Origin of the sequence: Roseateles sp. YR242, assembly GCF_900109745.1 — a bacterium.
Classification (GTDB): domain Bacteria; phylum Pseudomonadota; class Gammaproteobacteria; order Burkholderiales; family Burkholderiaceae_C; genus Roseateles.
In genome coordinates this window covers 736,252-759,912 of sequence record NZ_FOAV01000001.1, presented here as the reverse complement: position 1 = coordinate 759,912, position 23,661 = coordinate 736,252, and the positions used below count along the sequence as shown (strand labels likewise).

Here is a 23,661-nt window from a genome sequence, read left to right as displayed (position 1 = left end):
CATGCGGATGGTGATCTGGCTGGTGCTGCTGTTTGTGGCCGCTGTGGTGGCGGCACTGACATTGGGGAACAACGACGGTCTGGCCAGTTTCTACTGGCGCACCTGGCGCATGGACCTCTCCCTCAATCTGTTCCTGCTGGTGCTGGTGGGCGGCTGCTTTGGACTGATGACGCTGATGCAGTCGCTGGACGCGCTGCTGACGCTGCCCAAGCGTGCCCGGCTGTGGCGCATGGCCCAACGTGAGCGCAGTGCCCAGGTGGCCCTGCGCGAAGCCTTGGCGGACTTTTTCTGCGCCCGCTACAGCCGGGCCCAGAAGGCGGCGGAACGCGCGCTGAACATCCAGGCGATGACGTCCGACCTGTCCCAGGACGGTGCCTTCATGGCGCTGGCGCATCTGGTGGCGGCCCAATGCGCGCATCGGCTGCAGGATCGTCGTGGCCGCGACGAACATCTGCGCCAGGCGCTGCAAACGGCGCAGAGCAGCGCGGGTGCGCGGCCTCAGGAAGAGGGCGCGCGGCTGCTGGCGGCGGAATGGGCCCTGGATGATCGGGATGCACAACGTGCGCTCGCGTTGCTGGCGGACCTGGGCCCTGGCGTGGCCCGCCGCACGCAGGCCTTGCGTCTGAAGCTGCAAGGCAGCCGGCTGGCGCATGAGCCGCTGGAGGCCCTGCGCACGGCACGCCTGCTGGCCAAGCATCAAGGCTTCTCCAAGTCGGCGGCTCAGGGCCTGTTGCGGTCGCTGGCGAGCGAGGCGCTGGAAGCCTCGCGGGATGCGGACCAACTGCGCGCGACCTGGCAGCAACTGGATGCGGCGGACCGCCGCGACGTGTTTGTGGCCGCCCGTGCGGCGCAGAATGCCGCGGCACTGGGCGCCCCCGAAGATGGGCGCGGGTGGCTGCGCCCCTTCTGGGATGCCATTGCCGAACAGGGCGACGATGAGCGCCGTGCCCTGGCCGAGGCGCTGGTGCCGTGCATGCCGGGGCTGGGGCCGGAATGGCTGCAGCGGCTGGAGTCGGCCGTTCTGCGCTTCCCGCGTGACATGACCATGGCCTACGCGCTGGGCCATGCCCTGGCGGAACGGCAACTCTGGGGCAAGGCGAGGCTGATGCTGGAGCAGGCCGGCGAGGACCGCGCGCTTTCCGTGGTGGCACGCCGGCGCAGTTGGCTGCGCCTGGCGGAGATGGCCGAAAACGATGGGGACACTGAACGCCGTGCGCGCTGCTTTGAAGCAGCGGCCCTGTTGGGCGACGGCGGCGCGCTGGCACGCTGAAGCCGGCAGGCTCGACAGTTTGCGCGGTGAATAACGAGTCTTTTCAACAAACTCACGCGCACTTCTTGCTGAGGGCAAAAAATGCATGCTATAGTCGCAGTCTTTCAGCGGCTGTAGCTCAGTTGGATAGAGTACTTGGCTACGAACCAAGGGGTCGTGGGTTCGAATCCTGCCAGCCGCACCAGAAAACAAGTTGGGGTTTTAAAACTTGAAGGTTTCATGAACCTGAGGGTTTAAGAACTTCGGTTTAAAAATAAGAACCGCCAACAATAAAAAGCAGATGTTGCTCCCACGACGGCAACCTCTGATCGGTAAAAAGTCGTGCGGCTGTAGCTCAGTTGGATAGAGTACTTGGCTACGAACCAAGGGGTCGTGGGTTCGAATCCTGCCAGCCGCACCAAATCAGAAGGCCAGTGTTGAAAAACACTGGCCTTTTTCTTTGCCGCGTCTATTGCGGCGACACACCCTGCGGTGGTCGGATCTGAACCCTTGGATGCAATCCAAGCACTTGGAAGGTCGTGCGTGCGGGATCCATAGATGTCTGACCCGACGGTCTGTGGGATGCCCACTGAATTCCCAACTCAAGTGAATTGGACAGACATGAACTACTTCAATAGTGCGATTAGTAATCCCTTCCGAAGCAATCCCTTTGGCAACATGGGGATGGGTTTCGGTGGCCTTGGAGGCCTTGGTGGCTTCTTTCCAGGATTTGGCGGCAGCTTGGCCAACGCCTGGCTGGGCCACTCTGCATCCACGCTGCCGAGCTGGGGTGGCTCGGCAGTGGGTGGCTGGGGCAACATGGGCTGGGGCAACATGGGCTGGGGAGGGCACCACCATGTGCACCATCACCATGGCCATGGTGGCCACCATGGCCCATCGGGCCCATCGGGCGCTTCCAACAGCAACTGCCGCCCCGTCCATCCAGCACCCAAGGAGGGCCAGTGGAACGCAGGCAAGGGCTCCTACACCGTGGGCCAGAGTGGCAAGGTGGATGTGAATGTTGGCAAGGCCGACGCGGATTTCAACAACGAGATCCAGTACCGCGTCAACGGCGGCGAGTGGAAGACAATTGCGCGCTCCAAGGATGACGGCAGCACCTCCACCATTCATGCGAGGCCGGGTTCCAACGTGGAATTCCGCATCAACACGCCGGAGGGCAACAGCTTCCAGGCCGGCACCAGCGCCAATGTGGATGGCATTGACCATGCCAAGGTCAGCAAGACCGACTCAGGCTTCCAGCTGGGCTTTGAGGACCTGCGTGGTGCGGGCGGCGACTTCAACGACGCCATCCTCAACCTGAGCGACCCGGACCGCCGTCGCCCGTGACTGGGGATGGCCCCGCCGCGCTGACGGCGCGGTCCAGGTGGTTTCGACAGGGCCCCGGCGTGTGCGCGGGGCCCTTTGTCATCCTGGCAGAGCTGCGCAGCAGGGCCGGGAGCGCGTTCAGGACCGTGAAGGTGCAGGCTTGGGTGCAATGCCATCACGGCCACGCTGCCCCTTGCTGGCGACACAATAGGGGCCATGAGCAAGGCATTCACCAAGGAAAGCGACGGCGCGGATCAGGACGATGACGAGGGGCCATCGCTGCCCGCCCTCCCCAAGGGTTCGCGCAACTACATGACGCCAGCGGGCTATGCCCGTCTGCGCAGCGAATTCATGCAGTTGCTCGATGTGGAGCGCCCCAAGATCGTCGAGATCGTGTCGTGGGCTGCCAAGAATGGAGACCGCTCCGAGAACGGCGACTATCTCTATGGCAAGAAGCGCCTGCGTGAGATCGACCGCCGCCTGCGTTTTCTGACCAAGCGCCTGGACATCGCGGAGGTCGTGGACCCGAGCGCCCATCATGGCAGCGATCAGGTTTTCTTCGGCGCCACAGTCACCTACGCCAATGGCAAAGGTGAGGAGCGCACCATCACCATCAAGGGCATCGACGAATCAGACAGCCTGGCGGGCGAGGTCAGCTGGGTGTCTCCCATTGCCCGCACACTGCTCAAGGCCCGGGAAGGGGATGAATTGAAGCTGGTGACGCCGGTGGGGGTGGAGACGATCGAGGTGATCGAGGTGCAATACCCGGCGCCTGCCGCGTAGATGGGGGTGAAGGGGGCGTAAGAGCAGGCCGGCCGGTCACGGCTTGACGCGCCACACGCGCATCACCGCATTCGAACGTTTGAGGGTGCGCAGCGTGTCGGCCAGGTGGAGCCGGTCTCGGACGGCCAACAGCAGGGTCATCTCCGCAGTCTCACGCTGGGCCGAGTCATCGCTCATGGCGATGTGGGTGATGTCGGCCTCGGCGCTGCTGACGGCGGTGGCAATCTGGGCGAGAACGCCTTTGCCGTTGCGCATCAACACACCGATCTCGGCCTCGAAGCTGCGAGAGAGTTCTTCCGCCCAGCCCACGGCGATCCAGTGTTCGCTGTCACGCTGGAACAGGCGCCTTCCCACGGCACACTCGCCGGTGTGGATGACCAGCCCCTCACCACGCCCCAGGTAACCCTTGATGTCGTCGCCCGGGATGGGGCGGCAGCAGGTCGCCAGACGCACCGAGGCCCCTTCGCTGCCGTCGATGAGCACCTGCCCTTGCGATGGTGCATCGTCCGTGGCAAATCGGCCCATGGTCAGCAACACGGCATCCGGACGTTGCCCCTGCTCGGAGAGGGTGCGTGCGAGCTTCTTCGCGACAATGCTGGCGATCTTGCGGCCGAGGCCGATTTCGACCAGCAGTTCGTCCACATGGCGATTGCCCGCCCAGCGGGCCAAATCCTGCCAGAGCTGAGCGGCCGGCAGGTCTTCCTCGTTGAGGCTGGGCAGGGCCAGCCCCTCGGCGCGCAGGGCCTGAGCGAGCATCTTGTGCCCCAGTTCGCGGGATTCTTCCTGCTCCAGGTTCTTCAGGAAGTGGCGGATCTTGGAACGCGCACGGCCGGTGCGAACAAAGCTCAACCAGGCCGGATTGGGCCGCGCCCCCGCCGCCGTCACGACCTCGATGACGTCACCGCTGCGCAACTCCGTGCGCAAGGGTACGGCTTCACCATTGACCTTGGCGGCCACGCAGTGGTCGCCCACGTCCGAGTGGATGGCATAGGCGAAATCCACCGGCGTGGCCCCCTTGGGCAACGCCATGATCTTGGACTTGGGGGTGAAGACGTAGACAGCGTCCGGGAACAGGTCGATCTTGACGTGCTCCAGGAATTCGGTGGCGTCTCGCGTTTCGTCCTGGATGTCCAGCAGCGATTGCAGCCAGCGCGAGCCTAGTTGCTGCGCACTGTGCGCATCGCCCTTGCTCTTGTAGAGCCAGTGGGCGGCCACGCCCTTCTCGGCCACCATGTGCATGGCCTCGGTGCGCATCTGGAACTCCACCGGCGTGCCCAAGGGGCTCACCAGCGTGGTGTGCAGGGACTGGTAGCCGTTCGGTTTGGGAATGGCGATGTAGTCCTTGAACCGGCCCGGCTGCGGTTTATAAATCTGGTGCAGTACGCCCAGCGACCAATAACACTGGGGCAGGTCTTGCACGATGACGCGAAAGCCAAAGATGTCGCTCACCTGGGCAAAGCTCAGGTGTTTCTCGCTCATCTTCTTGTAGATGGAGAACAGGGTTTTTTCACGGCCCTGGATTTCCACGCGCAGGTTGGCTTCGGCAAAGGCTTTTTGCACATCGCGTTCGATGCGGGTGACCAGGTCTCGACGGTGGCCGCGCGCCTTGGTGACTGCCTTGGCGAGCGCGGCGTGGCGCCAAGGATGGATGTACTGGAAGGAGAGTTCCTGCAGTTCGCGGTAGATCTCGTTGAGGCCGAGGCGGTGGGCGATGGGGGCGTAAATATCCAGCGTTTCCCGCGCGATGCGACGGCGTTTGTCAAACGCCATGTGCTGCATCGTCCGCATGTTGTGCAGCCGATCTGCCAGCTTGATGAGGATGACGCGTACGTCCCGCGCCATGGCCAGCAGCATTTTGCGGAAGCTCTCGGCCTGGGATTCTTCCCGGGTGGAGAACTGCAGCTTGTCCAGTTTGGTCAGGCCGTCCACCAATTCGGCGGTGGGGGCCTCGAAGCGTTCGATCAGCTCGATCTTGGTGACGCCGCAGTCTTCCATGGCGTCATGCATGAGCGCGGCCATGATGGCCTGCGCGTCAAGCCGCCAATCCGCGCACAGGCCGGCGACGGCGATGGGATGGGTGATGTAGGGTTCGCCACTGGCGCGGAACTGGCCCAGATGGGCTTCGTCAGCAAACTTGTAAGCCTCGCGGATGCGTTTGATATCGGCTTTGGGCAGGTAATGCAGGCGCGTCACCAGCGCATCGAAGGACGCGGCTTCGTGGGCTGGCGCGGGCGCCGGCTTGGTGCTGGCGAGCCCGGTCAACCCAGGAATGTGTGCAGTGGCGAAGGAACGGAGACCCATATGCCAAATTTAACCCAAGGCATGAGGGCATTCCCGCGCAGGGGCACTTCACTGGGCTGCAAAAAGACAAAAGGCGCCCGGAGGCGCCTTTTGCTTGACTGGCGGCAGGTGCCAGGTTTGTGGGTATGGGGGAAATGCTCAGACCGGCACGCGGCGCAGCATTTCCACGCCGACGTCGCCATTGGCCACTTCGCGCAGGGCGGTGACGCCCGGCTTGTTCTTCGATTCCAGCTTCGGGGCGTGGCCCTGGCTCAGCATGCGGGCGCGATAGGTCGCGGCGAGCACCAGCTGGAAGCGGTTGGGGATCTTGGTCAGGCAGTCTTCGACGGTGATGCGGGCCATGCTGGTGTCCTGGTGGAGATTGAGGGAGTCCCGGGATGGGGTCACTCGATGAGATCTAGTGAGCGGAACACGGCGGACCGGTTTCGCAGTTGCGTGGCGTATTTTAGCCGTTGTGCTTGCACGATGGCTTTCAGGTCGAACAAGGCGGTCTCGAACACCGCATTGATCACGACGAAATCGAAGTGGCGCGCCTGTGCCACCTCGTGGCGGGCGTTTTCCATGCGCTGCGCGATCACCGCTGGTTCGGTGTCGCCCCGGCGGATCAGCCGTTCACGCAATTCATCCCAGCTGGGTGGGAGGATGAAGATCAGTACTGCATGCGGGAACAGCTTCTTGATTTGCAGAGCGCCCTGATAGTCGATTTCCAGCACGACGTCTTCGCCATGGGAGATGCGCTGTTCGATGGCGGCGCGGGAGGTGCCGTACAGGTTGCCGTGCACCTCTGCCCACTCAAAGAAGTCGCTCCGGGCGACCATCGCCCGGAATTCATCGGGTTCGATGAAGAGATATTCTCGTCCGTGTTGTTCCTGTCCACGTGGGGGGCGGGAGGTGTGGGAGACGGAGACGGTGAGTTTGGCGTCCAGTTCCAGCAGAGCCTTGACGAGGCTGGACTTACCGGCCCCGCTGGGGGCGGCCACCACGAAGAGATTACCCGGATATTCCATTGAACAATTTTAACGCCGCCCCGACACCCCCAGCCCGCGCCCCCACTGCGCACAAAGTCGCGCCAACCGCCCGCAGCGCCCTTCAAGCGAGGCCTTGATCGAAGCAACTACCCCCCAGGGCCGCCCAAAGGTGGCCCTTGCCCCCCGGAGAGGGGGGCAGTTCAGGCAAAGCCTTCCGCCGGGGCTCCTTCATGCATCGAGTCGCGCGAACGCGCGAAGCGTCGTTCAAGCGGGGCTCTGGTTATGCGCAGAGGGCCACCGCCGGGCCGCCCCAAGGTGGCCCGCAGCCCCCTCGGGGGGCGGTTTGGGCGCGCCAGAGCGCGCCCAAACCGGGGGGCAACAGTCACTCGATGTTTTGAACCTGTTCCTTCAACTGCTCGATGGCCACCTTCATTTCCACGGAGATGTTGGTCAGCTCGATCGCCACCGCCTTGGAGCCCAAAGTGTTGGCTTCACGGTGTAACTCTTGCATCAGAAAGTCCAGCCGTTTGCCCAGGTCGCCACCCTTCTTGAGCAGCCGATCCACCTCATCCAGGTGGGCGCGCAGGCGGGTCAATTCTTCCGCCACGTCGATGCGCAAGGCATAGGCCGCGGCCTCATTCAGCGCGCGTTCCTGAAGCGATTGTTCCGACACGGACGTGGTGGCACCAGTGGCATTCAAGGCCTCCTGCCAACGCTCCAGAAAGCGTTCACGCTGACGCTGCACGGCGGCCGGAATGAGGGGTTCGGCCTGGTCTGCCAATTGACGCAAGGTGGCCACACGCTGCTTGAGCATGACGACCAGCTTCGCCCCCTCGCGCTCACGCGCTTCGAGGAAGCCCTTCAGGCACTGCCGAGCGGCTTCCAGCACGTGTTCATCGGCAGCGGACGGCCCTGCGGTGCCGCTCTTGCACCACTGCAAGGCCTCCTGCACGGTGAGCCCCTGCGCCTTCGGAAACCAGGCTTTCACCTGTTCTTCCAGACGGGCCAGCCGGTTCAGTTGATCGGGCTGCGGATTGGGGATGGAAGACTCGGATTCGCGCTGCGTGCTGATCCGAAGTTCCATCTTGCCGCGCTTCACCTGGCTGGTCACCAGTTCACGCAATGCCGGCTCCAGCGACCGCAGCTCGTCCGGCATGCGGAAGCTGAGGTCCAGGAAGCGGCCATTCACCGACCGAGCCTCCACAGTGACGCCGGCGGTGGCGTGAGAACTAGGGGTTTCGCCTGTGTTCGAAGGTTGTGCCGTGGCGCTGGCATAACCGGTCATGCTGTAAACTGGCATCAGCTATCGGTAGAGAAATCGAACCGCGATTATGTCAAAGCCGAAACCGGCGCCCCTGCCCGCAGGCACGGTGGTGGGGGGCTATCAGATCATCAAGAAGTTGGCTGCGGGTGGATTCGGCGTTGTATATCTCGCCGAAGACCCCGACCATCATCTGGTGGCTCTGAAGGAATACCTCCCTTCATCACTGGCCGAACGATCACCCGGAGAACTGACGCCCCGCGTCAAACCGGAAAAACAGCCCTTGTACAGACTGGGGCTGCGCAGCTTTTTTGAAGAAGGCCGCTCACTCGCGCAAATTTCGCACCCCAGCGTTGTCTCGGTGCTGAATTTCCTGCGGGAGAATGAGACCGTCTATATGGTCATGAATTACCTGCAAGGGGACACCCTGCAGGATTTCATCGTGACCGCACGGGATTTGAAACGCGACAAGGTGTTCCGGGAATCCACCATCCGGTCGCTGTTCGACGAGATCCTGAAGGGCCTGCGCATCGTTCACCAGCACAAGATGCTCCACCTGGACATCAAGCCCGCCAATATCTTCATCACCAACGACAACAAGGCGGTGCTGCTGGACTTTGGCGCGGCACGTGAGGTGCTGTCCAAGGAAGGCAACTTCATCCGTCCGATGTACACCCCGGGCTTTGCCGCGCCGGAGATGTACCGTCGTGACGGCTCGCTGGGGCCGTGGACCGACATCTATGCCATCGGCGCCTGCATCTACGCCTGCATGCAGGGGTACCCGCCCAATGATGCGCCGCAGCGTCTGGAAAAAGACCGTCTGGGCCTGAGCCTCTCACGCCTGCGCAACGTCTATTCGGACAACCTGCTGGAAGTGACCGAGTGGTGCATGTCGCTGGACCCGCTGACCCGTCCGCAGAGCGTGTTTGCGCTGCAGAAGGAACTCTCTCGCGAGACCGAGCGTCGCTACACCAAGCTCAGCTTCAGTGAACGCCTGAAGCTGCAGCTGGAGAACCTCAAGACCGGAGCCAAGGCGTGAGGTTTTCTGTCTATCAGGTCAGCCGCCGTGGCGGCCGGGAAAAGAACGAGGACCGCATGGGGTATTGCTATACCCGCGAGTCCGGCCTCTTTGCCCTGGCCGACGGCATGGGCGGCCACCCCGACGGCGAAGTCGCAGCGCACATGGCGCTGCAGAACGTCGCCGCGCTTTATCAGCGTGATGCGCAGCCTGTGCTGCCGCATCCCACCCAGTTCCTGGAAACCGCCGTGCTGCTGGCCCACCAGCAGCTGCTGGCCTATGCCGCCGAGCGCGGCATGAGCGACACGCCGCGCACCACCATCGTGGTGGCGGTGATGCAGCAAGGCCAGATCTGGTGGGCGCACTGCGGGGACTCCCGCATGTATCTGGCGCGCGATACCGAACTCATTGCCCGCACGCGTGACCACTCCTACAGCGAGTTGCAGGAGGCTCTGGGCCGCCATGCCACGGGTGCCGAGCGCTTCAACCGCCATGTGCTGTTCACCTGCCTGGGCAGCCCGGGCAAGCCGATGATCGACGTCAACGGCCCGGTGCTGCTGCAGAACGGGGACCGCATGCTGCTGTGCTCGGACGGCCTGTGGAGTTCGGTGAGTGACGCGGACATCCTGCGCCTGCTCTCGGACGCCCGTGCCGTGGGCGACGCCGTTCCCGAACTGGTGGAGCAGGCCCTGCGCCAGGCCGGTGCCCGCAGTGACAATGTCACCGCGTTGGCCGTGGAGTGGGAAGGGGAGGGCGATGCGCCCGACTCCATCTCGACGCAGGACCTGGATGATCAGGGCTTTGCCTCTACCATCCAGGGGGCGGGCCAGGAGCAGCTCGACGAGGCCGAGATCGACAGCGCAGTGCGCGAGATCCAGGACGCCATCCGTCGCGCTGGCAAGAAGCCGCCACGCTGAACACCCCGCTGAAGGACATTCCATGACCGCCATTGCCAGCCGCCCCACCGGGCGCGCGGCCGACGCCCTGCGTCCGGTTCGCATCACCCGCCAGTACACCCGCCATGCCGAAGGCGCCGTGCTGATCGAATTTGGTGACACCAAGGTGCTGTGCACCGCCTCTGTCGAGGAAAAGGTGCCGCCGCACAAGAAGGGCTCCGGCGAAGGCTGGGTGACGGCCGAATACGGCATGCTGCCCCGCGCCACGCACACCCGCAGCGACCGCGAAGCCGCTCGCGGCAAGCAGACCGGCCGCACGCAGGAGATCCAGCGCCTGATCGGCCGCGCCCTGCGCTCGGTGTTCGACCTGAAGAAGCTGGGCGAACGCACCATTCAGCTGGACTGCGATGTGCTGCAGGCCGACGGTGGCACTCGCACGGCCGCCATCACCGGCGCCTACGTGGCCGCCCATGACGCGGTGACCTGGTTGCTGGCGCAGGGCAAGATCGCCCAGTCGCCGCTGCTGGACGCGGTGGCCGCCATTTCCGTGGGCATCAAGGACGGCCAGGCACTGCTGGATCTGGAATACATCGAAGACTCCACCTGCGACACCGACATGAATGTCGTGATGACCGGTGCGGGCCACTTCGTGGAGCTGCAAGGCACCGCCGAGGGCGTGGCTTTTACGCGCGCCGAAGTGGATGTGTTGTTGAATCTGGCCGAGAAGGGCATTCGCGACCTGCTCGTGGCCCAGCGGCAGGCGCTGAGCGCCCCGTTGCAGGCCTAGCCCGGTGAGGAGGAGCAAGCGATGAAGTTGGTCCTGGCCTCCAACAACGCCAAGAAGCTCAAGGAACTGCAGGTGCTGTTCCAGCCCATCGGGCTGGAACTGGTCACGCAGGGCAGCCTGGGCATTCCCGAGGCGGAAGAGCCTTTCGACACCTTTGTCGAAAACGCGCTGACCAAGGCGCGCCATGCGGCCCGTGAAAGCGGGCTGCCGGCGCTGGCGGATGACTCCGGGCTGGCGGTGGATGGCCTGGGCGGCGCGCCCGGCGTGCTGTCCGCCCGCTATGCGACGCTCTTCGGCCGCGAGAAGAGCGATGCCGAGAACAACCGTGTGCTGCTGGAAAACCTGGCCCGTCGGCCCGATGGCGCTGACCGTCGTGCGCGCTTCGTCTGCGCGTTGGTGGCCGTGCGTTCCGCCACCGACCCGGAGCCGCTGATTGCCATGGGCCGGTGGAACGGTGAGATCCTGACCGCCGCACGCGGCGAAGCGGGCTTCGGCTACGACCCATTGATGTTGATCCCTTCGCTGGGCCAGAGCGTGGCCGAGCTGTCTGCCGAGCAGAAGAACCGTCTCAGCCACCGTGCGCTGGCCTCGGCCGACCTGCTGCGCCAGATGCGCGAGGCCTGGCACCTTGGCTGACATTATCCGGATGATGCGGCCCGGCACGCTGAGCCTGTCGGCGCTGCCCCCGCTGTCGCTGTACGTGCACCTGCCGTGGTGCTTGCGCAAGTGCCCCTACTGCGACTTCAACTCGCATGAATTCCGCAGCGGCCGCGAGCTGGACGACGACACCGCCGCCCGCTACCTGGCGGCGTTGCGTGCGGACCTCGAGGCGTCGCTGCCGCTGGTCTGGGGCCGGCCGGTCATCTCGGTGTTCATTGGCGGCGGCACGCCCAGCCTGTTCAAGCCCGCCCAGATCGCCGAGCTGATCTCCGACCTGCGGGCGCGCCTGCCGCTGGAGCCGGGGTGCGAGATCACGATGGAGGCCAACCCTGGCACCTTCGAGCGTGACCGCTTCGCGGGCTTCGCCGATGCCGGGGTGACGCGGCTGTCCATTGGTGTCCAGAGCTTTGATGACGCGAAGCTGCAGGCGCTGGGCCGTGTGCACAGCAGCGACCAGGCGCGGGCCGCCATCGAGGAAGCAGCACGGGCTTTCAACACCTTCAACATCGACCTGATGTATGCACTGCCGGGGCAGACCCTGGCCGAGCTGGACCGGGACCTGGCCCAGGCGCTGGCCTTCCAGCCCCCCCATCTGTCGGTGTACCACCTCACCATCGAGCCCAACACACGATTCGCCAACCAGCCGCCCGAGCATCTGCCGGATCCCGATCTGGCCAGCGACATGCTGGACCTCATCACCGCCCGGACGGGCGCGCAGGGCCTGTCCCGCTACGAGGTCTCGGCCTATGCCCGGGAAGGCCACCGCGCTCAGCACAACCTCAACTACTGGCAGTTTGGCGACTACCTGGGCATCGGCGCGGGCGCCCATGGCAAGCTGTCGTTTGCCCATCGGCTGTTGCGCCAGGTCCGCTGGCGTGATCCGGCCACCTACATGGACAAGGCGCTGGAAGGGCAAGCCGTCTCCAATGAAAACGAAGTGGCTCGTTCGGAGCTGCCCTTCGAGTTCATGCTCAACGCCTTGCGGTTGAAGGAAGGCGTGCCCATGCAGAGCTTCCTGGAGCGCACCGGCCTGCCACCGTCCAGCATTGCCCAGGCCATGGCTCAGGGCCGCGCCAAGGGCCTGCTGGATCCGGATCCGGCGCTGATCCGACCCACGCCGCTGGGCTTCGATTTCCTCAGCGATTTGCAGGCCCTGTTCCTGGCGGCGTGATCTGACCACCCGCCCCCGGCGTCACAGGCCGGGCAGCGGGGCCCCGCCCGGCGTGACCGGCCCGCTCAGGCAGGTGAAGGCGCCATCCAGCGCGGCCCGGGATTGCGCCGTCTCGGCATGCAGCCAGTCGATAAAGGCCGTCAGCGCCGGTGAGTCCTTCAGGGCGGGCGGGTACACCACGTGATACCGCTGCGGCTCCATCAGCAGGCGTTGCCGCGGTGCGACGCGCACCAGCCGGCCATCCAGCAGGGCATCTGCCGCCAGCAGCTCGCGGGTGAGGCCGATGCCCATGCCTTGCTCGGTGGCCTGCAGCAGCAGCCCGGCATCGTTGAAGGTGGCGACCGGCACGATCTGCCGGTTCAGCCCCGACTGCTCAAACCACGCAGACCATTGGTTCGGGTCCCCCAACAAGGGTTGCAGGGCCAGATCCGCCAGCGGCTGCCCGATCAGTTGATGCGCCAGCGCCGGTGAGGCCACCGGCAGCAGGTTGGATTCGAACAGCGGCTCGCTGACCAGGCCCGGCCATGGCCCCTGACCCTGGCGCAGTGCCAGGTCAAACCCCTCCCGTTCCAGGTCCACCAGGCGCTGGGTGGCGTCGATCTCCAGGGCCACCTCGGGATGGCAGGCGTGCCAGCGCCCCAGACGCGGCAGCAGCCAGCGCTGGCAGAACGAGGGCAGGGCGGTGATGCGCAGGCTGCGCTGCTCCACGCCGTGGGCGGTGGCCGCCGTTCGCAGGCCCTGGTCCAGCTCCTGATAGGCGCGTTCCACGCCGTGCAGCAGGGCCCGCCCGGCGGCATTGAGCACCACGCGTCGCCCCTGTCGGTCAAAGACCGGAAAACCCAATTGCGCCTCCAAGGCGCGGATCTGCTGGCTCACGGCGCTGTGCGTCACGCTGAGCTGGTCGGCGGCGGCACGCAGGTTTTCTGTGAGCGCAGCGGCCCGGAAGGCGGCCAGGTATTGCAGGGGGAGACGTGGGGCACGCATGGCTTGGACGCTCGCTGGAAAGTTTTGCTACACAAAAGTGCCAGATTAAAGCGTTTGTAGAGGGGTGATTGGCTATCTAGTATGACCAACAAATCGACAAAACGCACAACGGAATGTCACCAACCTCCAGGAGCCCACCATGAACGAGCCCGAACTCAATCACCTGTCCCGGATCGAAATCCCGCAGTTGCCGGCGCAGTTGCTGCTGGTGCTGTCCAGCCTGTTGTTGTCGCTGATGTTGGCCGGTGCGGCCTTCGGTTTCACGGACCAGAACGCCGATCTCCGCAGCCAGAGGCAGGATCAACAGGAGCAGGGCCGGCTGGCGCAGCAGCGTCTGCGGGCGTCGGATCCGGCGGCATCCACTGTGGTGGTGGCGCGTGCCGATGCAGGGTCTGCAAGCCGAGGTCCCCAGGCCCGCAAGGCTGATCAAATCAAGAAGGAACAAGCCCGATGAACGCAGCCTTTGAACCGGTCCGCACCGAGCTAGGGTCTGCGCAGGCGCTGGTGCAGGCCCAACTGGAGGCCTACAACGCCCATGACGTCGAGGCGCTGTTGCGTTGTTACCATCCGCAGGCACAGCAGTTTGAATATCCCGACCGGTTGCTGGCCCAGGGGCATGAGGCATTGCGTGAGCGCATGACCAACCGCTTCCGGGCATCCCGACCGGTGGCCACCCTGCTGCACCGCATCGTGCTGGGTGAGGTGGTGATCGACTACGAGCAGATTCTCAACCAGTCGCCCGACGGGCCGGTGGTCCGGGAACTGGTGGCGATGTATGAGGTGACCAGGCCCGGGGCGCAGGATCCGCCCGCAGCTGTCGGCACGATCGTGCGGGCCCGGTTCATCTTCGGGGAAGAGCGACGCGCATGAAAAACGCCCTCGGCCCGGAGGCATCGAGGGCGTTTCGATAGGGATGCGCTGGAGGCGGAGCGTGACGCGGACCGCTCACGCCCGCTCCCACTCGCTCACACCCGCTCGAACACGTTCAGACGCGGTTGAGCGACATGCCCGAGGTGCTGCGCAGCCGTTCGATCAGACGCACGGCGATCTGCTGCAGGGGCAGCACTTCATCCGCCGCGCCAGCGGCGATGGCTTCACGCGGCATGCCAAAGACCACGCAGGTGGCTTCGTCCTGGACGAGGTTGTAGGCCCCCGCGTCCTTCATGACCTTCATGGCCTTCGCACCATCGGCCCCCATGCCGGTGAGCATGATGCCCAGGGCGTTCTGCCCGACCACCCGTGCGGCCGACTGGAACAGCACTTCCACGGACGGCTTGTGGCGGTTCACCGGTTCACCGTCCTGCACGCGGGCGATGTAGTTGGCGCCTGAGCGCTCGACGCTGAAATGCATGCCGCCCGGTGCGATGTAGCCGTGGCCGGGGAGAATACGCTCACCGTCCTGTGCCTCCTTCACGCGGATCTTGCACAGGCCGTCCAGGCGCGCGGCGTAGCTGCGCGTGAAGCCCGGGGGCATGTGCTGCGTGATGCAGACGGCAGGGCAATCGGCCGGCAGGTTGACCAGCACGTCCTTGGTGGCTTCGGTGCCCCCGGTGGACGCACCGATGAAGATGATCTTTTCCGTCGAGAGGCGGCCAAGGCTGGCGATGGGTGCCGCCGGTTTTGGCGCGGCCGCCGCGCTGCTGGAGGCTCCCCCCGTTCCGGCGGACGGTGCCGGCGGCAGGCGGCGGATCTGTGCCTTGGCAGCAATGCGGATCTTGTCGGTGATGTCCTGGGCCAGCCCGCGGATGCCGTCGGCCACGCCAATCTTGGGCTTGGCCACAAAATCCACCGCACCCAGTTCCAGCGCCTTGAGTGTGACCTCGGCGCCGCGCTCGGTCAGCGTGGACACCATCACGACGGGCATGGGTCGCAGGCGCATCAGGCGCTGCAGGAAATCGAGCCCGTCCATCTTGGGCATTTCCACATCCAGCGTGATGACGTCAGGGTTCAGGTTGCGGATCATCTCGCGGGCCGCGAGCGGATCACTGGCCGCGCCGATGCACTGCATGTCCGGCTGACGGTTGATGATCTCGGTGAGGATGCTGCGCACCAGGGCGGAATCGTCCACCACGACGACAGTGGTCTTGGCCATTTCTTTTTACTCCTCGATACGGCAGCCAGCTCAGAACAGGTCGATCGACCCGCCTGTGTTGGCCACGGGTTGCGCCTTTTGGGCAGCGACCTTGTCCTGCTGCACCAGTGCGTCGGTGTTGGTGGCCGCAAGCCGCTTCACCATGGCCTTGCCGCTGCGCGGAAGGAAGCAGACCTTGCGGGGGTAGACATCCATCACGTCCTTGGAGACCACGGGGATGCGTTCGGTCTTCAGGTAGTCCAGGACGAAATTGGTGTTGCGCTCGCCCACGTTGATGGTGTTCATGCCGGCAATCACGGCGCCACCACCAAAGATCTTGGCTTCCATGCGGCCCTTCGAGGCGCCACGCTTCATCATCTCGTTGATGAGCAGTTCCATGGCGAACGAACCATAACGGCCGGAATCACCGTTGCCCTCAGGCAGCATGAAGTGGTTCATGCCGCCGATCTGCGCATGGCGATCCCACAGGCACGCGGCGATGCACGAGCCCAGCGTGGTCATGACCAGCAGATCCTCGTTGTCCACGAAGTATTCGCCGGGCAGCACCTTCACCGCCGCATTCTTGAAATGGGCGTCGTAGAAGAAGAACGAGGCTTCACCCTGCTTGCGCGATTGCGTTTTGAGCTGGGCCACGCGTGCCGCGCCGGCACTGGCCAGCGCCGTGCTGTGCAGCAAGGCGGAAGAGGCGTTGGGCATGCTCATGAGTTGGCGATCAAAAGGGGTTGCACAGGTCAGCAGGTCAGCCGACGCGTTCGTAGATCGTCTTGCCGCGCAGCCGGAACAGGTCACGCGACTCGGTGAAATTCTCCGAATGGCCCACGAACAGCAGGCCGCCGGGGCGCATCACCTTGTGAATGCGCTCCAGCACCTTGCGTTGGGTCGGCGCATCGAAATAAATCATGACGTTGCGACAGAACACGATGTGGAAGGGTTCGCCCAGTCCCCACTGCGCATTCATGAGGTTCAAGGTCTTGAACTCGATCATGCGCGCCAATTCGGGCTTCACGCGGATACGACCCTCGTTCGCGCCCGTGCCGCGCAGGAAAAATTGCCGCAAGCGCTGAGGAGATAGCCCGCGGGACTCGGCGGCGTACACCCCGCGTCGGGCGGTGTTGAGCACATTGGTGTCGATGTCGCTGGAAATGATCTGCACCCCGGCGCTGGCCCCCAGCGACTCCTGGCAGGTCATCGCGATGGAGTAGGGCTCTTCACCGGTGGATGCCGCGCAGCACCAGATGCGAATGGGCTTGCCGGGCAAGGTCTTCAGATCGTCCGTCAGCGAGTGGAAGTGGTGCTCTTCGCGGAAGAAGGAGGTGAGGTTGGTGGTCAGGCAGTTCACGAACTCCTGCCACTCCTGCTCGCCTTGTGGGCCGCTCACGCCTTCCAGCCACTCCAGGTAATTGGCGAAGGAGCGGTGCCCGGTGTCCCGCAGGCGCCGGGAGAGGCGGCTGTAGACCATGGCGTGCTTGCCGTCATGCAGGCTGATGCCGGCATGCTGGTAGATCAGTTGTCGCACGCGGTCGAAGTCGGCCCGGCTGAAACTGAATTCATGATCGATGGCCTCGACGGGCGAGGCGGCGGCCGTGGGTCCAGGGCGCATGGGGCAGAAACTTCTTTGATGTTGGGGATGCCGTAGCACCGGATGGTGAACGCCATTGTCGGCAATCGCTAGTTTGAGTGCTAGACGGCAAATAGATGTGTGAAAGAGGTGGTACTCCGTCGCCTTTTTTGACCACTCGTTCGGGGGATGCACTGCTAGACTGCGTCGAAACACCCGCTGTACGCCTCGGATCGCTTTGGATCAACCGCCCCGCCTCATTCCTGCGCAAGCATTGCGTCTGGACCTTGCCCTGCAGCTGCTGCAGCAGGCTGGCGCCATGCTGCCGGATGCCGAGCCCTACACGGAAGTGTGGTTGCAAGGCATTCTGGACGCGTTGTGCGACCTCTCCAGCAAGGACGCCCTGACCGGCCTGGTCAATCGCCGCAGTTTCGAGATGGCGCTTGATCGTGAGTTGGACAGGGTTGCTCGTTCCGGCGAGCCTGCCTTGCTGCTTGTGCTGGATATTGACCATTTCAAGGCCATCAACGACAACCATGGCCACGCAGCGGGGGACCAGGTCATCCGCGCCGTGGCTCGGTCCATCAGTCAGATGGTGCGGCCAATGGACACGGTGGCGCGGATTGGCGGCGAGGAATTCGCCATCATCCTGCCCAACTGTCCGGCGACGTTTGGTGTCACGGTGGCGGAGCGTATTCGTGACCGGGTGGACAGTTTGACCGTGGAGGTCGGCCAGGCGGCACCGCTGACCACCTCCATCAGCATCGGAGGAGCCTTTGCGCCGCAGTGGGTGAGGTCCTCAGCGTTGCTGTGGACGGAGCGGGCGGACCGCCAGCTCTACCGTGCCAAGGCCGAGGGCCGCAACCGTGCCTGCCTGGAGAGTCATATCGATTCCCTGGTCACGGCCGAGGAAAAAGGCATGTTGTTCGCTGTAACGCAACAGGATAGTGAATGAGCATGACAACAGCTCCTGCTGCAAGACCTGCCCGTGGAGGCGCTCGCACCTTGGCCGTGACGAGCGGCAAGGGCGGCGTGGGCAAGACGTTTGTGTCCGCCAATCTGGCGGCGGCTCTGGCCGCGCGTGGTGAGCGTGTGCTGGTGCTGGACGCCGACCTGGGCCTGGCCAATCTGGATGTGGTGCTGAATCTGCATCCCAAGCTCACGCTGCATGATGTCTTTACCGAGCGCTGCACCCTGGAACAGGCCATCCTGCCGGCGCCCGGAGGCTTCCATGTGTTGCTGGCCGGTTCCGGCATGGTGGAGTATTCCCGGCTGACGCCTGATGTGAGGGACAAGCTCCTGCACATCCTGGAGGTGGTCAAGCCTCGTTTTGACTGGGTGGTGCTGGACACCGGCGCCGGCATTTCGGACGTGGTGCTGTTTGCCGTCTCGATGGCCACCGATGTGCTGGTGGTGGCCACGCCCGAACCCACCTCGCTGACGGATGCCTACGCCACCATCAAGGTGCTGGCCACGCAGCAGAACCGTCGCCATGTGGGTCTGGTGATCAACCAGGCCAACCGGCCCGGCGAGGGCAAGCTGATCTGCGGCCAGCTGCAGCAGGTGCTGCAGCGTTTTGTGGGCCCGATTCCGGGGCAGACCTTCAAGCTGGAGTTGCTGGCCGAGGTCAAGAACGACCAGATGGTGCGCCAGGCGGTGCTGAAGCGCCAACTGCTGCTGGAGCACTATCCCGGCGCGGATGCCGCCCAGGCGATCCGTGCGTTGGCCACCAAGCTGCTGGAGCAGAGTGCCGGGCATCCCTGATGCTGGCGAGGGCATGCCGGGGCGCCCCGGGCCCTGATGTCTCATTTTTGTTGTCCCTTTCTCCGGCCTCATGACCCAAGAAGAAAAGACGGCTCCGGCCACACCCTTTGAATGGGTTGGCGGCGAGGAGGCGGTTCGCCAGTTGGTGGACCGGTTTTATGACCTCATGGACCTGGAGCCCGGTTTCGCCGAATTGCGCTCGGTGCATCCCACCTCGCTGGACGGCTCGCGGGACAAGCTCTTCTGGTTCCTGTGCGGCTGGCTGGGCGGCCCGGACTATTTCGTGGAGCGCTTTGGCCATCCGCGGCTGCGCGCGCGGCACATGCCCTTTCGGGTGGGCCACGTGGAGCGGGACCAGTGGATGGCCTGCATGACGCAGGCGATGGCCGAATGCGGCCTGGACGATGCGCTGCGTGAGCGGCTTCGGGCCTCCTTCGCCAACACGGCGGACTGGATGGTCAATCAGGCGCCGCCGGTTCGCAAGGTGTTCTGAGGCGCTAAACCTCACTGTTGGGGCGCCACGGGCATCACAGGGGCCCACTCCCGTGCATTTCTAACAGCACCGCCGGCTACGTCACGGGCCCGATGAGCACGCGGGGCGCGGCTTCGTCTACCGTAGAGCCCATGATGTTCACGCCGTATGACGACGATGTGGTCGGCATCCATGCCAATCCCGACCTGCTCCATGTCCGCATTGAAGATGGCCGACTGTGGCTGTCGGAAGATGCTCGCCAGGACATCGAGATCTGTGCCGGCCGCTGCCCCGACACGGCCAACCCTCGGCTGATGCTCGAGTTCCTCCGGTCCGCCTGCCTGCGCCTGCAACTGGTGGATATGGACAGCGAAGAGGCCGAAGGCGCGTTCATGTCCTTCTGCGTGCTCAAGGGCCTGGAACACGCCATCGATACGCACTGGCAAGGCGCGGATGCGGTCGGTGCCTTTCAGCCCGAGCGTCTGCTGCATGCCTTCACGTCGGCCAGCACGCTCATGGTGAGCACCACGCTGCATTGAGGCCAATGGCCCGCGCGGGATGCGCGGGCCAGCCACAACGTCAGTCCACGCGGAAGGCGAAATCCTGCTGGAAGCGGTGATCGCCGGGGCACACGTAGCGTTGCTTCAGTACGGTGTCGATCGCGTTGCTGAAGGCCCGTCTTGTGCGGGCATCCATGCTGCCTTGCAATGCCCGGATCTCGGTGCTGACCACCCGCCCGGCACGCACGTCGGCCACCACATGGAAAGTGGCTTCACCCGTCCAGCTCACCGAAGGCATTTCCGGTACGCCCATGGCGGTGCAGACCATGCCCGGCGAAACGGGCTCGCTTAGCGCGGGCTGGACGGCGCCTTTGCCAGCAGCGCCGGACGATGTCGATGGCCCCAATGGCTCCGCGGTGCTGGAAGCTTCCGTGGCGATGTTGCTCGCAGGCGTGATGCCGGGGGGGCTGCTGGGCATGATCACCGGCTCCTCAGGAATGGCCACCAGGAACGGCTTCACTGCCGGGAACTGAGGCGTTTCTGCGGGAGCGGGCAGGTCGCGCTTCGGCGTCTCGGGTGGCGCCTGCTCGATAGAGACCTGGGTGATCGGCGGGGGCGTCGGCGCGGCGTGGCGCCTGAACCCCTCGACCAGGGCGGCCACCATGGCCACATGGACCAAGGCCACCACGATCAGCCCCGCCGTACGGGTCTTGCTGGACGTGCCCCAGGGGCGAGCGATTGCTGCAGGCATGCGTTTCCCTCCCCATCGCTTGCGATGGATACGAAGTTGAGAATGGATGTCAACAACGCCGGCGTGGGGCCAGACTAGAGGCGGCCGGTAAAGCCGTCAACGGGATGTTCCGCAAAACAACGCAACGGGCCTGGAGGGGCGGTTCTAAAGCAGCGCCTCGGCCCGCGCGACGTCCCGCACCTGAGGCCGCCGCAGCTCAAGCGGCGTCTCAGGTGGCGTTTCAGGTGGCATTGAGCAGCACCATCAAGGCGCCGCTGCCGCCATCACTGGCGCGGGCCTGAACGAAAGCCAGCACTTCCTGTTTCTGAACCAGCCAGCGGCGCACGCGCGCCTTGAGCACGGGTTCGCGCCCCGGTGAGCCATTGCCCTTGCCGTGCACCACCCGCACGCAGCGCAGGCCGCGCCGCGCGCTGTCGTGGATGAACTGGCCCAGGGCTTCGCGGGCCTGGTCCCGCCGCAGGCCATGCAAGTCGATCTGGGCCTGGAGTGTCCAGTGGCCCCGGCGCAGCTTGCGCACGGACTCCTGGCCGATCTCGGGGCGACGGAAGGAGAGGGTCTCGTCGGTCTCGAGCAGCGAATCCACATCGAAATCGTCGGACAGGGCCTGCCGCCAGGCCTGCTGTTCATCCAGCAGGCGTTGCACGGGCTCCGGGGCGGGCCGCTCCGCCTGCAGGACCGCGCGATTGGCCTCCGGCATTTTCACGACCGGCCCGACGCTCAACTCGAAGATGCGCGCTTCCTGCTCGCGCAGGCGTGCCTGCGCCGCCGCCTTTTCGCGGCGCTCTTCTTCCGCCCGCTGGCGGATCCGGAGTTCTCGGTGCAGCGTCTGCAGGTCTTGCAGGCTGCGCAGGCGATCATTCACAACATACCCAATTCGGCCATGGAGACAGCATTGCCCGCGCCGACCACGAAATGATCCAGGACCGGCACGTCCACCAGCGCCAGCGCCTGCTTCATTGCCCGGGTCAGCGAGATATCCGCTTCAGAGGGCTCGGCAACGCCGGAGGGGTGGTTATGGGCCAGGATCACCGCACCGGCTTCGAGGGCCAGGGCACGTTTCACCACCTCGCGGGGATACGCAATGGTATGGGATAGGGTACCCCGGAACATGTTGTCCAGACGGATCAGGCGGTGGCGGATGTCCAGAAACATCACGGCGAAGCACTCGTGGGGCAAGGCGTCCAGGTGCAGGCGGAGGAAGGTGCGCACAGCGTCCACCGACTGAAAGACGTGCTGCTCGGCCAGGTCTTCGCGCAGGCCCCGGCGGGCCAGTTCCATCACGGCGGCCAGTGTGGCCTGCTTGGAGGGCCCCAGCCCGTGGACTTGCGACAGGGCTTCGGGGGAGGCGCGCAGCAGCCCCGCCAGGCCGTTGAAGCGGTCCAGCAGGTTGCGGGCCAGGGCCAGCACCGGCTGGCCCTTGACGCCCGTGCGCAGCAGGATGGCCAGCAGCTCGGTGTCTGCCAGGGATTCGGGGCCGCGTGCGAGCAGTTTTTCGCGTGGGCGGGCGTCGGCGGGGTGGCTGAGGAAGGTCATCTGGGGCGCTCTCGGGAGTTGGGCACCGCCCAAGCCTAAAATCCGGTTTCGATTTCCAAAATACCCCTGACTTGTGAACCTCGTCCAACCTGGATCGTTCCTGACCCTGCATTACCGGCTGACCGGCCCGGATGGCCAGGATGTGATCAACACTTTCGACGACAAGCCCGCCACGTTGTCGCTGGGGACCGGCGAGCTGGCGCCTGCCATCGAGGCGCGCCTGCTCGGCCTGGCCGAGGGCAGCCGTACCACCATCGAACTGGCCGCGGGCGAAGCCTTTGGCGAGCGCAATGCGGAGATGATGCAGCGGGTCAAGCTCAGCCTGATGCGCGAGCTGGGAGACCCGACCGAGGTGTATCAGGTGGGGGATGTGGTGCAGTTCCCCACGCCGGACGGGCAGAGCCAGTATGCGGGCGTGGTGCGCGAGGTGGGGCCGGACTGGTTGCTCTTCGATTTCAACCATCCCTTGGCCGGCCAGCCGGTGAGCTTTGAAGTCCAACTGATTGGCGTGCTGTGAGCGGAGCTTTGATGCAGGCAGACAAAGAGATCATCTTGGCCGAGCCGCGAGGCTTCTGTGCTGGCGTGGACCGCGCCATCGAGATCGTTGAGCGGGCGCTGAAGAAGTTTGGCGCCCCCATCTACGTGCGGCATGAAATCGTGCACAACACGTATGTGGTCAATGACCTGAAGGACAAGGGCGCGATCTTCATCGAGGACCTGGCCGACGTGCCGCCCGGCGCCACGCTGGTGTTCTCCGCCCACGGCGTGAGCCAGGCGGTGCGCAAGGAAGCGGCGGACCGTGGCTTCCAGGTCTTTGACGCCACTTGCCCGCTGGTGACCAAGGTTCACGTGGAAGTGGCCAAGCTGCACCGGGAGGGTTATGAGTTCATCATGATCGGCCACAAGGGTCACCCCGAAGTGGAAGGCACGATGGGCCAACTGCGCGATGGCATCTACCTGGTGGAAGAGGCGTCGGACGTACCGCATGTGCAGGTGAAGGATCCCTCCCGCATTGCCGTGGTCACCCAGACCACCCTGAGCGTGGATGACGCCGCCGAGATCCTGTCGGCGGTGAAGCGCCATTTCCCGCTGGTGCGGGAGCCCAAGAAGCAGGACATCTGCTACGCCACCCAGAACCGGCAGGATGCAGTCAAGGTGCTGGCACCGCAGGTGGAGGTGATGGTGGTGGTGGGCAGCCCGACCAGTTCCAACAGCAACCGCCTGCGCGAGCTGGCGGAGCGCCTGGGTACACCGGCTTACATGGTGGATTCGGCGGACGACCTGCAGCCCGAATGGCTGGAGGGCCGTTCACAGGTGGGCCTGACGGCGGGCGCCTCGGCGCCGGACGTGCTGGTGCAGGCCGTGATTGATCGCCTGCGGGCGCTGGGTGCGACCAGCGTGCGCAAGCTGCCGGGCGTGGAGGAGCATGTGCGCTTCCCGCTGCCCATGGGCCTGGGCGACAAGTCGATGGCTGAGGTCACCAGCGAACGATCTTGACGTCTGGCCGCCGGACCTGGCCTCCCCCAGGTATCGGGCGCGCATTGATCGAACATTTGGCAAGCGGTGCCGGCCACCGGTTGCCGCCCT

General features: G+C 64.8%; 27 protein-coding genes and 2 tRNA genes. 18 read left to right on the top strand and 11 right to left on the bottom strand.

Features of this window, described 5'->3' with window-relative positions; genetic code table 11:
• Position 1: 1 nt before the first annotated feature.
• The 5 genes from BMY53_RS03325 to greB all read left to right on the top strand — a co-directional run bounded on the left by BMY53_RS03325 (position 2) and on the right by greB (position 3,358).
• The gene (locus BMY53_RS03325; RefSeq protein ID WP_092943528.1) at positions 2 to 1,270 is read left to right on the top strand and encodes a heme biosynthesis HemY N-terminal domain-containing protein; all 1,269 of its coding nucleotides are present in this window, start codon (positions 2 to 4) and stop codon (positions 1,268 to 1,270) included.
• A 107-nt stretch (positions 1,271 to 1,377) separates the two neighbouring features.
• A tRNA-Arg gene (locus BMY53_RS03320) sits at positions 1,378 to 1,454 on the top strand.
• 139 nt (positions 1,455 to 1,593) lie between these two features.
• Positions 1,594 to 1,670, top strand: a tRNA-Arg gene (locus BMY53_RS03315).
• 320 nt (positions 1,671 to 1,990) lie between these two features.
• Entirely contained in the window at positions 1,991 to 2,596 is a 606-nt protein-coding gene (locus tag BMY53_RS03310) for a DUF4114 domain-containing protein (protein WP_143073897.1), read from the top strand.
• A 195-nt stretch (positions 2,597 to 2,791) separates the two neighbouring features.
• Positions 2,792 to 3,358, top strand: coding sequence for a transcription elongation factor GreB (greB, locus tag BMY53_RS03305; protein ID WP_092943524.1), 567 nt, complete (start codon positions 2,792 to 2,794; stop codon positions 3,356 to 3,358).
• Positions 3,359 to 3,394: 36 nt separating this feature from the next.
• Here the strand turns inward: greB and BMY53_RS03300 are convergent, their stop codons facing one another.
• The 4 genes from BMY53_RS03300 to BMY53_RS03285 all read right to left on the bottom strand — a co-directional run bounded on the left by BMY53_RS03300 (position 3,395) and on the right by BMY53_RS03285 (position 7,927).
• Complete coding sequence (locus tag BMY53_RS03300; protein WP_092943522.1) at positions 3,395 to 5,659, bottom strand: RelA/SpoT family protein; 2,265 nt, start codon at positions 5,657 to 5,659, stop codon at positions 3,395 to 3,397.
• A gap of 138 nt (positions 5,660 to 5,797) precedes the next feature.
• Entirely contained in the window at positions 5,798 to 6,001 is a 204-nt protein-coding gene (gene rpoZ / locus BMY53_RS03295; RefSeq protein ID WP_058936171.1) for a DNA-directed RNA polymerase subunit omega, read from the bottom strand.
• 41 nt (positions 6,002 to 6,042) lie between these two features.
• Positions 6,043 to 6,666 carry a guanylate kinase gene (gene gmk, locus BMY53_RS03290; protein ID WP_092943520.1) on the bottom strand — a complete coding sequence of 208 codons (624 nt, stop codon included), beginning with the start codon at positions 6,664 to 6,666 and terminating at the stop codon, positions 6,043 to 6,045.
• 343 nt (positions 6,667 to 7,009) lie between these two features.
• Positions 7,010 to 7,927: a YicC/YloC family endoribonuclease gene (locus BMY53_RS03285; protein WP_092943518.1), complete on the bottom strand. Its 918-nt coding sequence runs from the start codon at positions 7,925 to 7,927 to the stop codon at positions 7,010 to 7,012.
• A 31-nt stretch (positions 7,928 to 7,958) separates the two neighbouring features.
• Between BMY53_RS03285 and BMY53_RS03280 the strand changes: the two genes are divergently transcribed.
• From BMY53_RS03280 to hemW, 5 genes are read left to right on the top strand one after another with little or no spacing between them, the layout of a single operon-like run.
• Positions 7,959 to 8,927: a serine/threonine protein kinase gene (locus BMY53_RS03280; RefSeq protein WP_058936168.1), complete on the top strand. Its 969-nt coding sequence runs from the start codon at positions 7,959 to 7,961 to the stop codon at positions 8,925 to 8,927.
• On the top strand, positions 8,924 to 9,823 hold the full coding sequence (locus BMY53_RS03275; protein WP_092943516.1) for a PP2C family protein-serine/threonine phosphatase: 900 nt from the start codon (positions 8,924 to 8,926) through the stop codon (positions 9,821 to 9,823). The genes BMY53_RS03280 and BMY53_RS03275 overlap by 4 nt, the downstream gene beginning before the upstream one ends.
• A gap of 22 nt (positions 9,824 to 9,845) precedes the next feature.
• On the top strand, positions 9,846 to 10,589 hold the full coding sequence (gene rph, locus BMY53_RS03270) for a ribonuclease PH (protein ID WP_092943514.1): 744 nt from the start codon (positions 9,846 to 9,848) through the stop codon (positions 10,587 to 10,589).
• Between the two features lie 21 nt (positions 10,590 to 10,610).
• Positions 10,611 to 11,225 (top strand): RdgB/HAM1 family non-canonical purine NTP pyrophosphatase, encoded by a 615-nt coding sequence (gene rdgB, locus BMY53_RS03265; protein WP_092943512.1) that lies wholly within the window; start codon positions 10,611 to 10,613, stop codon positions 11,223 to 11,225.
• 10 nt (positions 11,226 to 11,235) lie between these two features.
• Complete coding sequence (gene hemW, locus BMY53_RS03260) at positions 11,236 to 12,420, top strand: radical SAM family heme chaperone HemW (protein WP_092943510.1); 1,185 nt, start codon at positions 11,236 to 11,238, stop codon at positions 12,418 to 12,420.
• Between the two features lie 21 nt (positions 12,421 to 12,441).
• Here the strand turns inward: hemW and BMY53_RS03255 are convergent, their stop codons facing one another.
• The gene (locus BMY53_RS03255; RefSeq protein ID WP_092943508.1) at positions 12,442 to 13,404 is read right to left on the bottom strand and encodes a LysR substrate-binding domain-containing protein; all 963 of its coding nucleotides are present in this window, start codon (positions 13,402 to 13,404) and stop codon (positions 12,442 to 12,444) included.
• 139 nt (positions 13,405 to 13,543) lie between these two features.
• Here BMY53_RS03255 and BMY53_RS03250 point away from each other — a divergent pair, with 139 nt between their 5' ends.
• Together BMY53_RS03250 and BMY53_RS03245 are read left to right on the top strand one after the other, a co-directional pair.
• Positions 13,544 to 13,858: a hypothetical protein gene (locus BMY53_RS03250; RefSeq protein WP_092943506.1), complete on the top strand. Its 315-nt coding sequence runs from the start codon at positions 13,544 to 13,546 to the stop codon at positions 13,856 to 13,858.
• Positions 13,855 to 14,274 carry a nuclear transport factor 2 family protein gene (locus BMY53_RS03245; protein WP_092943504.1) on the top strand — a complete coding sequence of 140 codons (420 nt, stop codon included), beginning with the start codon at positions 13,855 to 13,857 and terminating at the stop codon, positions 14,272 to 14,274. Before BMY53_RS03250 ends, BMY53_RS03245 begins: the two co-directional genes overlap by 4 nt.
• Positions 14,275 to 14,389: 115 nt before the next feature.
• Here BMY53_RS03245 and BMY53_RS03240 read toward each other — a convergent pair whose 3' ends face one another.
• From BMY53_RS03240 to BMY53_RS03230, 3 genes are read right to left on the bottom strand one after another with little or no spacing between them, the layout of a single operon-like run.
• Complete coding sequence (locus BMY53_RS03240; protein ID WP_092943502.1) at positions 14,390 to 15,496, bottom strand: protein-glutamate methylesterase/protein-glutamine glutaminase; 1,107 nt, start codon at positions 15,494 to 15,496, stop codon at positions 14,390 to 14,392.
• Positions 15,497 to 15,526: 30 nt separating this feature from the next.
• Entirely contained in the window at positions 15,527 to 16,198 is a 672-nt protein-coding gene (gene cheD, locus BMY53_RS03235) for a chemoreceptor glutamine deamidase CheD (RefSeq protein WP_092943500.1), read from the bottom strand.
• Positions 16,199 to 16,235: 37 nt separating this feature from the next.
• On the bottom strand, positions 16,236 to 17,096 hold the full coding sequence (locus tag BMY53_RS03230) for a CheR family methyltransferase (RefSeq protein WP_092943498.1): 861 nt from the start codon (positions 17,094 to 17,096) through the stop codon (positions 16,236 to 16,238).
• A 196-nt stretch (positions 17,097 to 17,292) separates the two neighbouring features.
• Here BMY53_RS03230 and BMY53_RS03225 point away from each other — a divergent pair, with 196 nt between their 5' ends.
• The 4 genes from BMY53_RS03225 to BMY53_RS03210 all read left to right on the top strand — a co-directional run bounded on the left by BMY53_RS03225 (position 17,293) and on the right by BMY53_RS03210 (position 19,829).
• Positions 17,293 to 18,009, top strand: a complete 717-nt coding sequence (locus BMY53_RS03225; RefSeq protein WP_310732096.1) for a GGDEF domain-containing protein — start codon at positions 17,293 to 17,295, stop codon at positions 18,007 to 18,009.
• Entirely contained in the window at positions 18,006 to 18,818 is an 813-nt protein-coding gene (locus tag BMY53_RS03220; protein WP_310732095.1) for a MinD/ParA family protein, read from the top strand. Before BMY53_RS03225 ends, BMY53_RS03220 begins: the two co-directional genes overlap by 4 nt.
• 70 nt (positions 18,819 to 18,888) lie before the next feature.
• Positions 18,889 to 19,311 carry a group II truncated hemoglobin gene (locus BMY53_RS03215; RefSeq protein ID WP_092943496.1) on the top strand — a complete coding sequence of 141 codons (423 nt, stop codon included), beginning with the start codon at positions 18,889 to 18,891 and terminating at the stop codon, positions 19,309 to 19,311.
• Positions 19,312 to 19,442: 131 nt separating this feature from the next.
• Positions 19,443 to 19,829, top strand: a complete 387-nt coding sequence (locus BMY53_RS03210) for a hypothetical protein (RefSeq protein ID WP_092943494.1) — start codon at positions 19,443 to 19,445, stop codon at positions 19,827 to 19,829.
• 40 nt (positions 19,830 to 19,869) lie between these two features.
• Here BMY53_RS03210 and BMY53_RS03205 read toward each other — a convergent pair whose 3' ends face one another.
• The 3 genes from BMY53_RS03205 to radC all read right to left on the bottom strand — a co-directional run bounded on the left by BMY53_RS03205 (position 19,870) and on the right by radC (position 22,074).
• The gene (locus tag BMY53_RS03205) at positions 19,870 to 20,541 is read right to left on the bottom strand and encodes a hypothetical protein (RefSeq protein WP_092943492.1); all 672 of its coding nucleotides are present in this window, start codon (positions 20,539 to 20,541) and stop codon (positions 19,870 to 19,872) included.
• 220 nt (positions 20,542 to 20,761) lie between these two features.
• On the bottom strand, positions 20,762 to 21,403 hold the full coding sequence (locus BMY53_RS03200) for a Smr/MutS family protein (protein WP_092943490.1): 642 nt from the start codon (positions 21,401 to 21,403) through the stop codon (positions 20,762 to 20,764).
• Positions 21,400 to 22,074: a RadC family protein gene (gene radC / locus BMY53_RS03195; RefSeq protein WP_092943488.1), complete on the bottom strand. Its 675-nt coding sequence runs from the start codon at positions 22,072 to 22,074 to the stop codon at positions 21,400 to 21,402. Before radC ends, BMY53_RS03200 begins: the two co-directional genes overlap by 4 nt.
• 73 nt (positions 22,075 to 22,147) lie before the next feature.
• Between radC and BMY53_RS03190 the strand changes: the two genes are divergently transcribed.
• Entirely contained in the window at positions 22,148 to 22,591 is a 444-nt protein-coding gene (locus BMY53_RS03190) for an FKBP-type peptidyl-prolyl cis-trans isomerase (RefSeq protein WP_092943486.1), read from the top strand.
• A gap of 11 nt (positions 22,592 to 22,602) precedes the next feature.
• Positions 22,603 to 23,571 (top strand): 4-hydroxy-3-methylbut-2-enyl diphosphate reductase, encoded by a 969-nt coding sequence (gene ispH / locus BMY53_RS03185; protein ID WP_092943484.1) that lies wholly within the window; start codon positions 22,603 to 22,605, stop codon positions 23,569 to 23,571.
• The last annotated feature ends 90 nt before the right edge of the window (positions 23,572 to 23,661 follow it).

Bases quoted from the DNA above. Each gene is read 5' to 3' on its own strand.
- BMY53_RS03325 (WP_092943528.1), top strand. From the start codon at position 2: ATGCGGATGGTGATCTGGCTGGTGCTGCTGTTTGTGGCCGCTGTGGTG.
- greB (WP_092943524.1), top strand. From the start codon at position 2,792: ATGAGCAAGGCATTCACCAAGGAAAGCGACGGCGCGGATCAGGACGAT.
- BMY53_RS03300 (WP_092943522.1), bottom strand. From the start codon at position 5,659: ATGGGTCTCCGTTCCTTCGCCACTGCACACATTCCTGGGTTGACCGGG.
- rpoZ (WP_058936171.1), bottom strand. From the start codon at position 6,001: ATGGCCCGCATCACCGTCGAAGACTGCCTGACCAAGATCCCCAACCGC.
- gmk (WP_092943520.1), bottom strand. From the start codon at position 6,666: ATGGAATATCCGGGTAATCTCTTCGTGGTGGCCGCCCCCAGCGGGGCC.
- BMY53_RS03285 (WP_092943518.1), bottom strand. From the start codon at position 7,927: ATGCCAGTTTACAGCATGACCGGTTATGCCAGCGCCACGGCACAACCT.
- BMY53_RS03280 (WP_058936168.1), top strand. From the start codon at position 7,959: ATGTCAAAGCCGAAACCGGCGCCCCTGCCCGCAGGCACGGTGGTGGGG.
- rph (WP_092943514.1), top strand. From the start codon at position 9,846: ATGACCGCCATTGCCAGCCGCCCCACCGGGCGCGCGGCCGACGCCCTG.
- rdgB (WP_092943512.1), top strand. From the start codon at position 10,611: ATGAAGTTGGTCCTGGCCTCCAACAACGCCAAGAAGCTCAAGGAACTG.
- hemW (WP_092943510.1), top strand. From the start codon at position 11,236: ATGATGCGGCCCGGCACGCTGAGCCTGTCGGCGCTGCCCCCGCTGTCG.
- BMY53_RS03255 (WP_092943508.1), bottom strand. From the start codon at position 13,404: ATGCGTGCCCCACGTCTCCCCCTGCAATACCTGGCCGCCTTCCGGGCC.
- BMY53_RS03250 (WP_092943506.1), top strand. From the start codon at position 13,544: ATGAACGAGCCCGAACTCAATCACCTGTCCCGGATCGAAATCCCGCAG.
- BMY53_RS03245 (WP_092943504.1), top strand. From the start codon at position 13,855: ATGAACGCAGCCTTTGAACCGGTCCGCACCGAGCTAGGGTCTGCGCAG.
- BMY53_RS03240 (WP_092943502.1), bottom strand. From the start codon at position 15,496: ATGGCCAAGACCACTGTCGTCGTGGTGGACGATTCCGCCCTGGTGCGC.
- cheD (WP_092943500.1), bottom strand. From the start codon at position 16,198: ATGAGCATGCCCAACGCCTCTTCCGCCTTGCTGCACAGCACGGCGCTG.
- BMY53_RS03230 (WP_092943498.1), bottom strand. From the start codon at position 17,096: ATGCGCCCTGGACCCACGGCCGCCGCCTCGCCCGTCGAGGCCATCGAT.
- BMY53_RS03220 (WP_310732095.1), top strand. From the start codon at position 18,006: ATGAGCATGACAACAGCTCCTGCTGCAAGACCTGCCCGTGGAGGCGCT.
- BMY53_RS03215 (WP_092943496.1), top strand. From the start codon at position 18,889: ATGACCCAAGAAGAAAAGACGGCTCCGGCCACACCCTTTGAATGGGTT.
- BMY53_RS03210 (WP_092943494.1), top strand. From the start codon at position 19,443: ATGATGTTCACGCCGTATGACGACGATGTGGTCGGCATCCATGCCAAT.
- BMY53_RS03205 (WP_092943492.1), bottom strand. From the start codon at position 20,541: ATGCCTGCAGCAATCGCTCGCCCCTGGGGCACGTCCAGCAAGACCCGT.
- radC (WP_092943488.1), bottom strand. From the start codon at position 22,074: ATGACCTTCCTCAGCCACCCCGCCGACGCCCGCCCACGCGAAAAACTG.
- ispH (WP_092943484.1), top strand. From the start codon at position 22,603: ATGCAGGCAGACAAAGAGATCATCTTGGCCGAGCCGCGAGGCTTCTGT.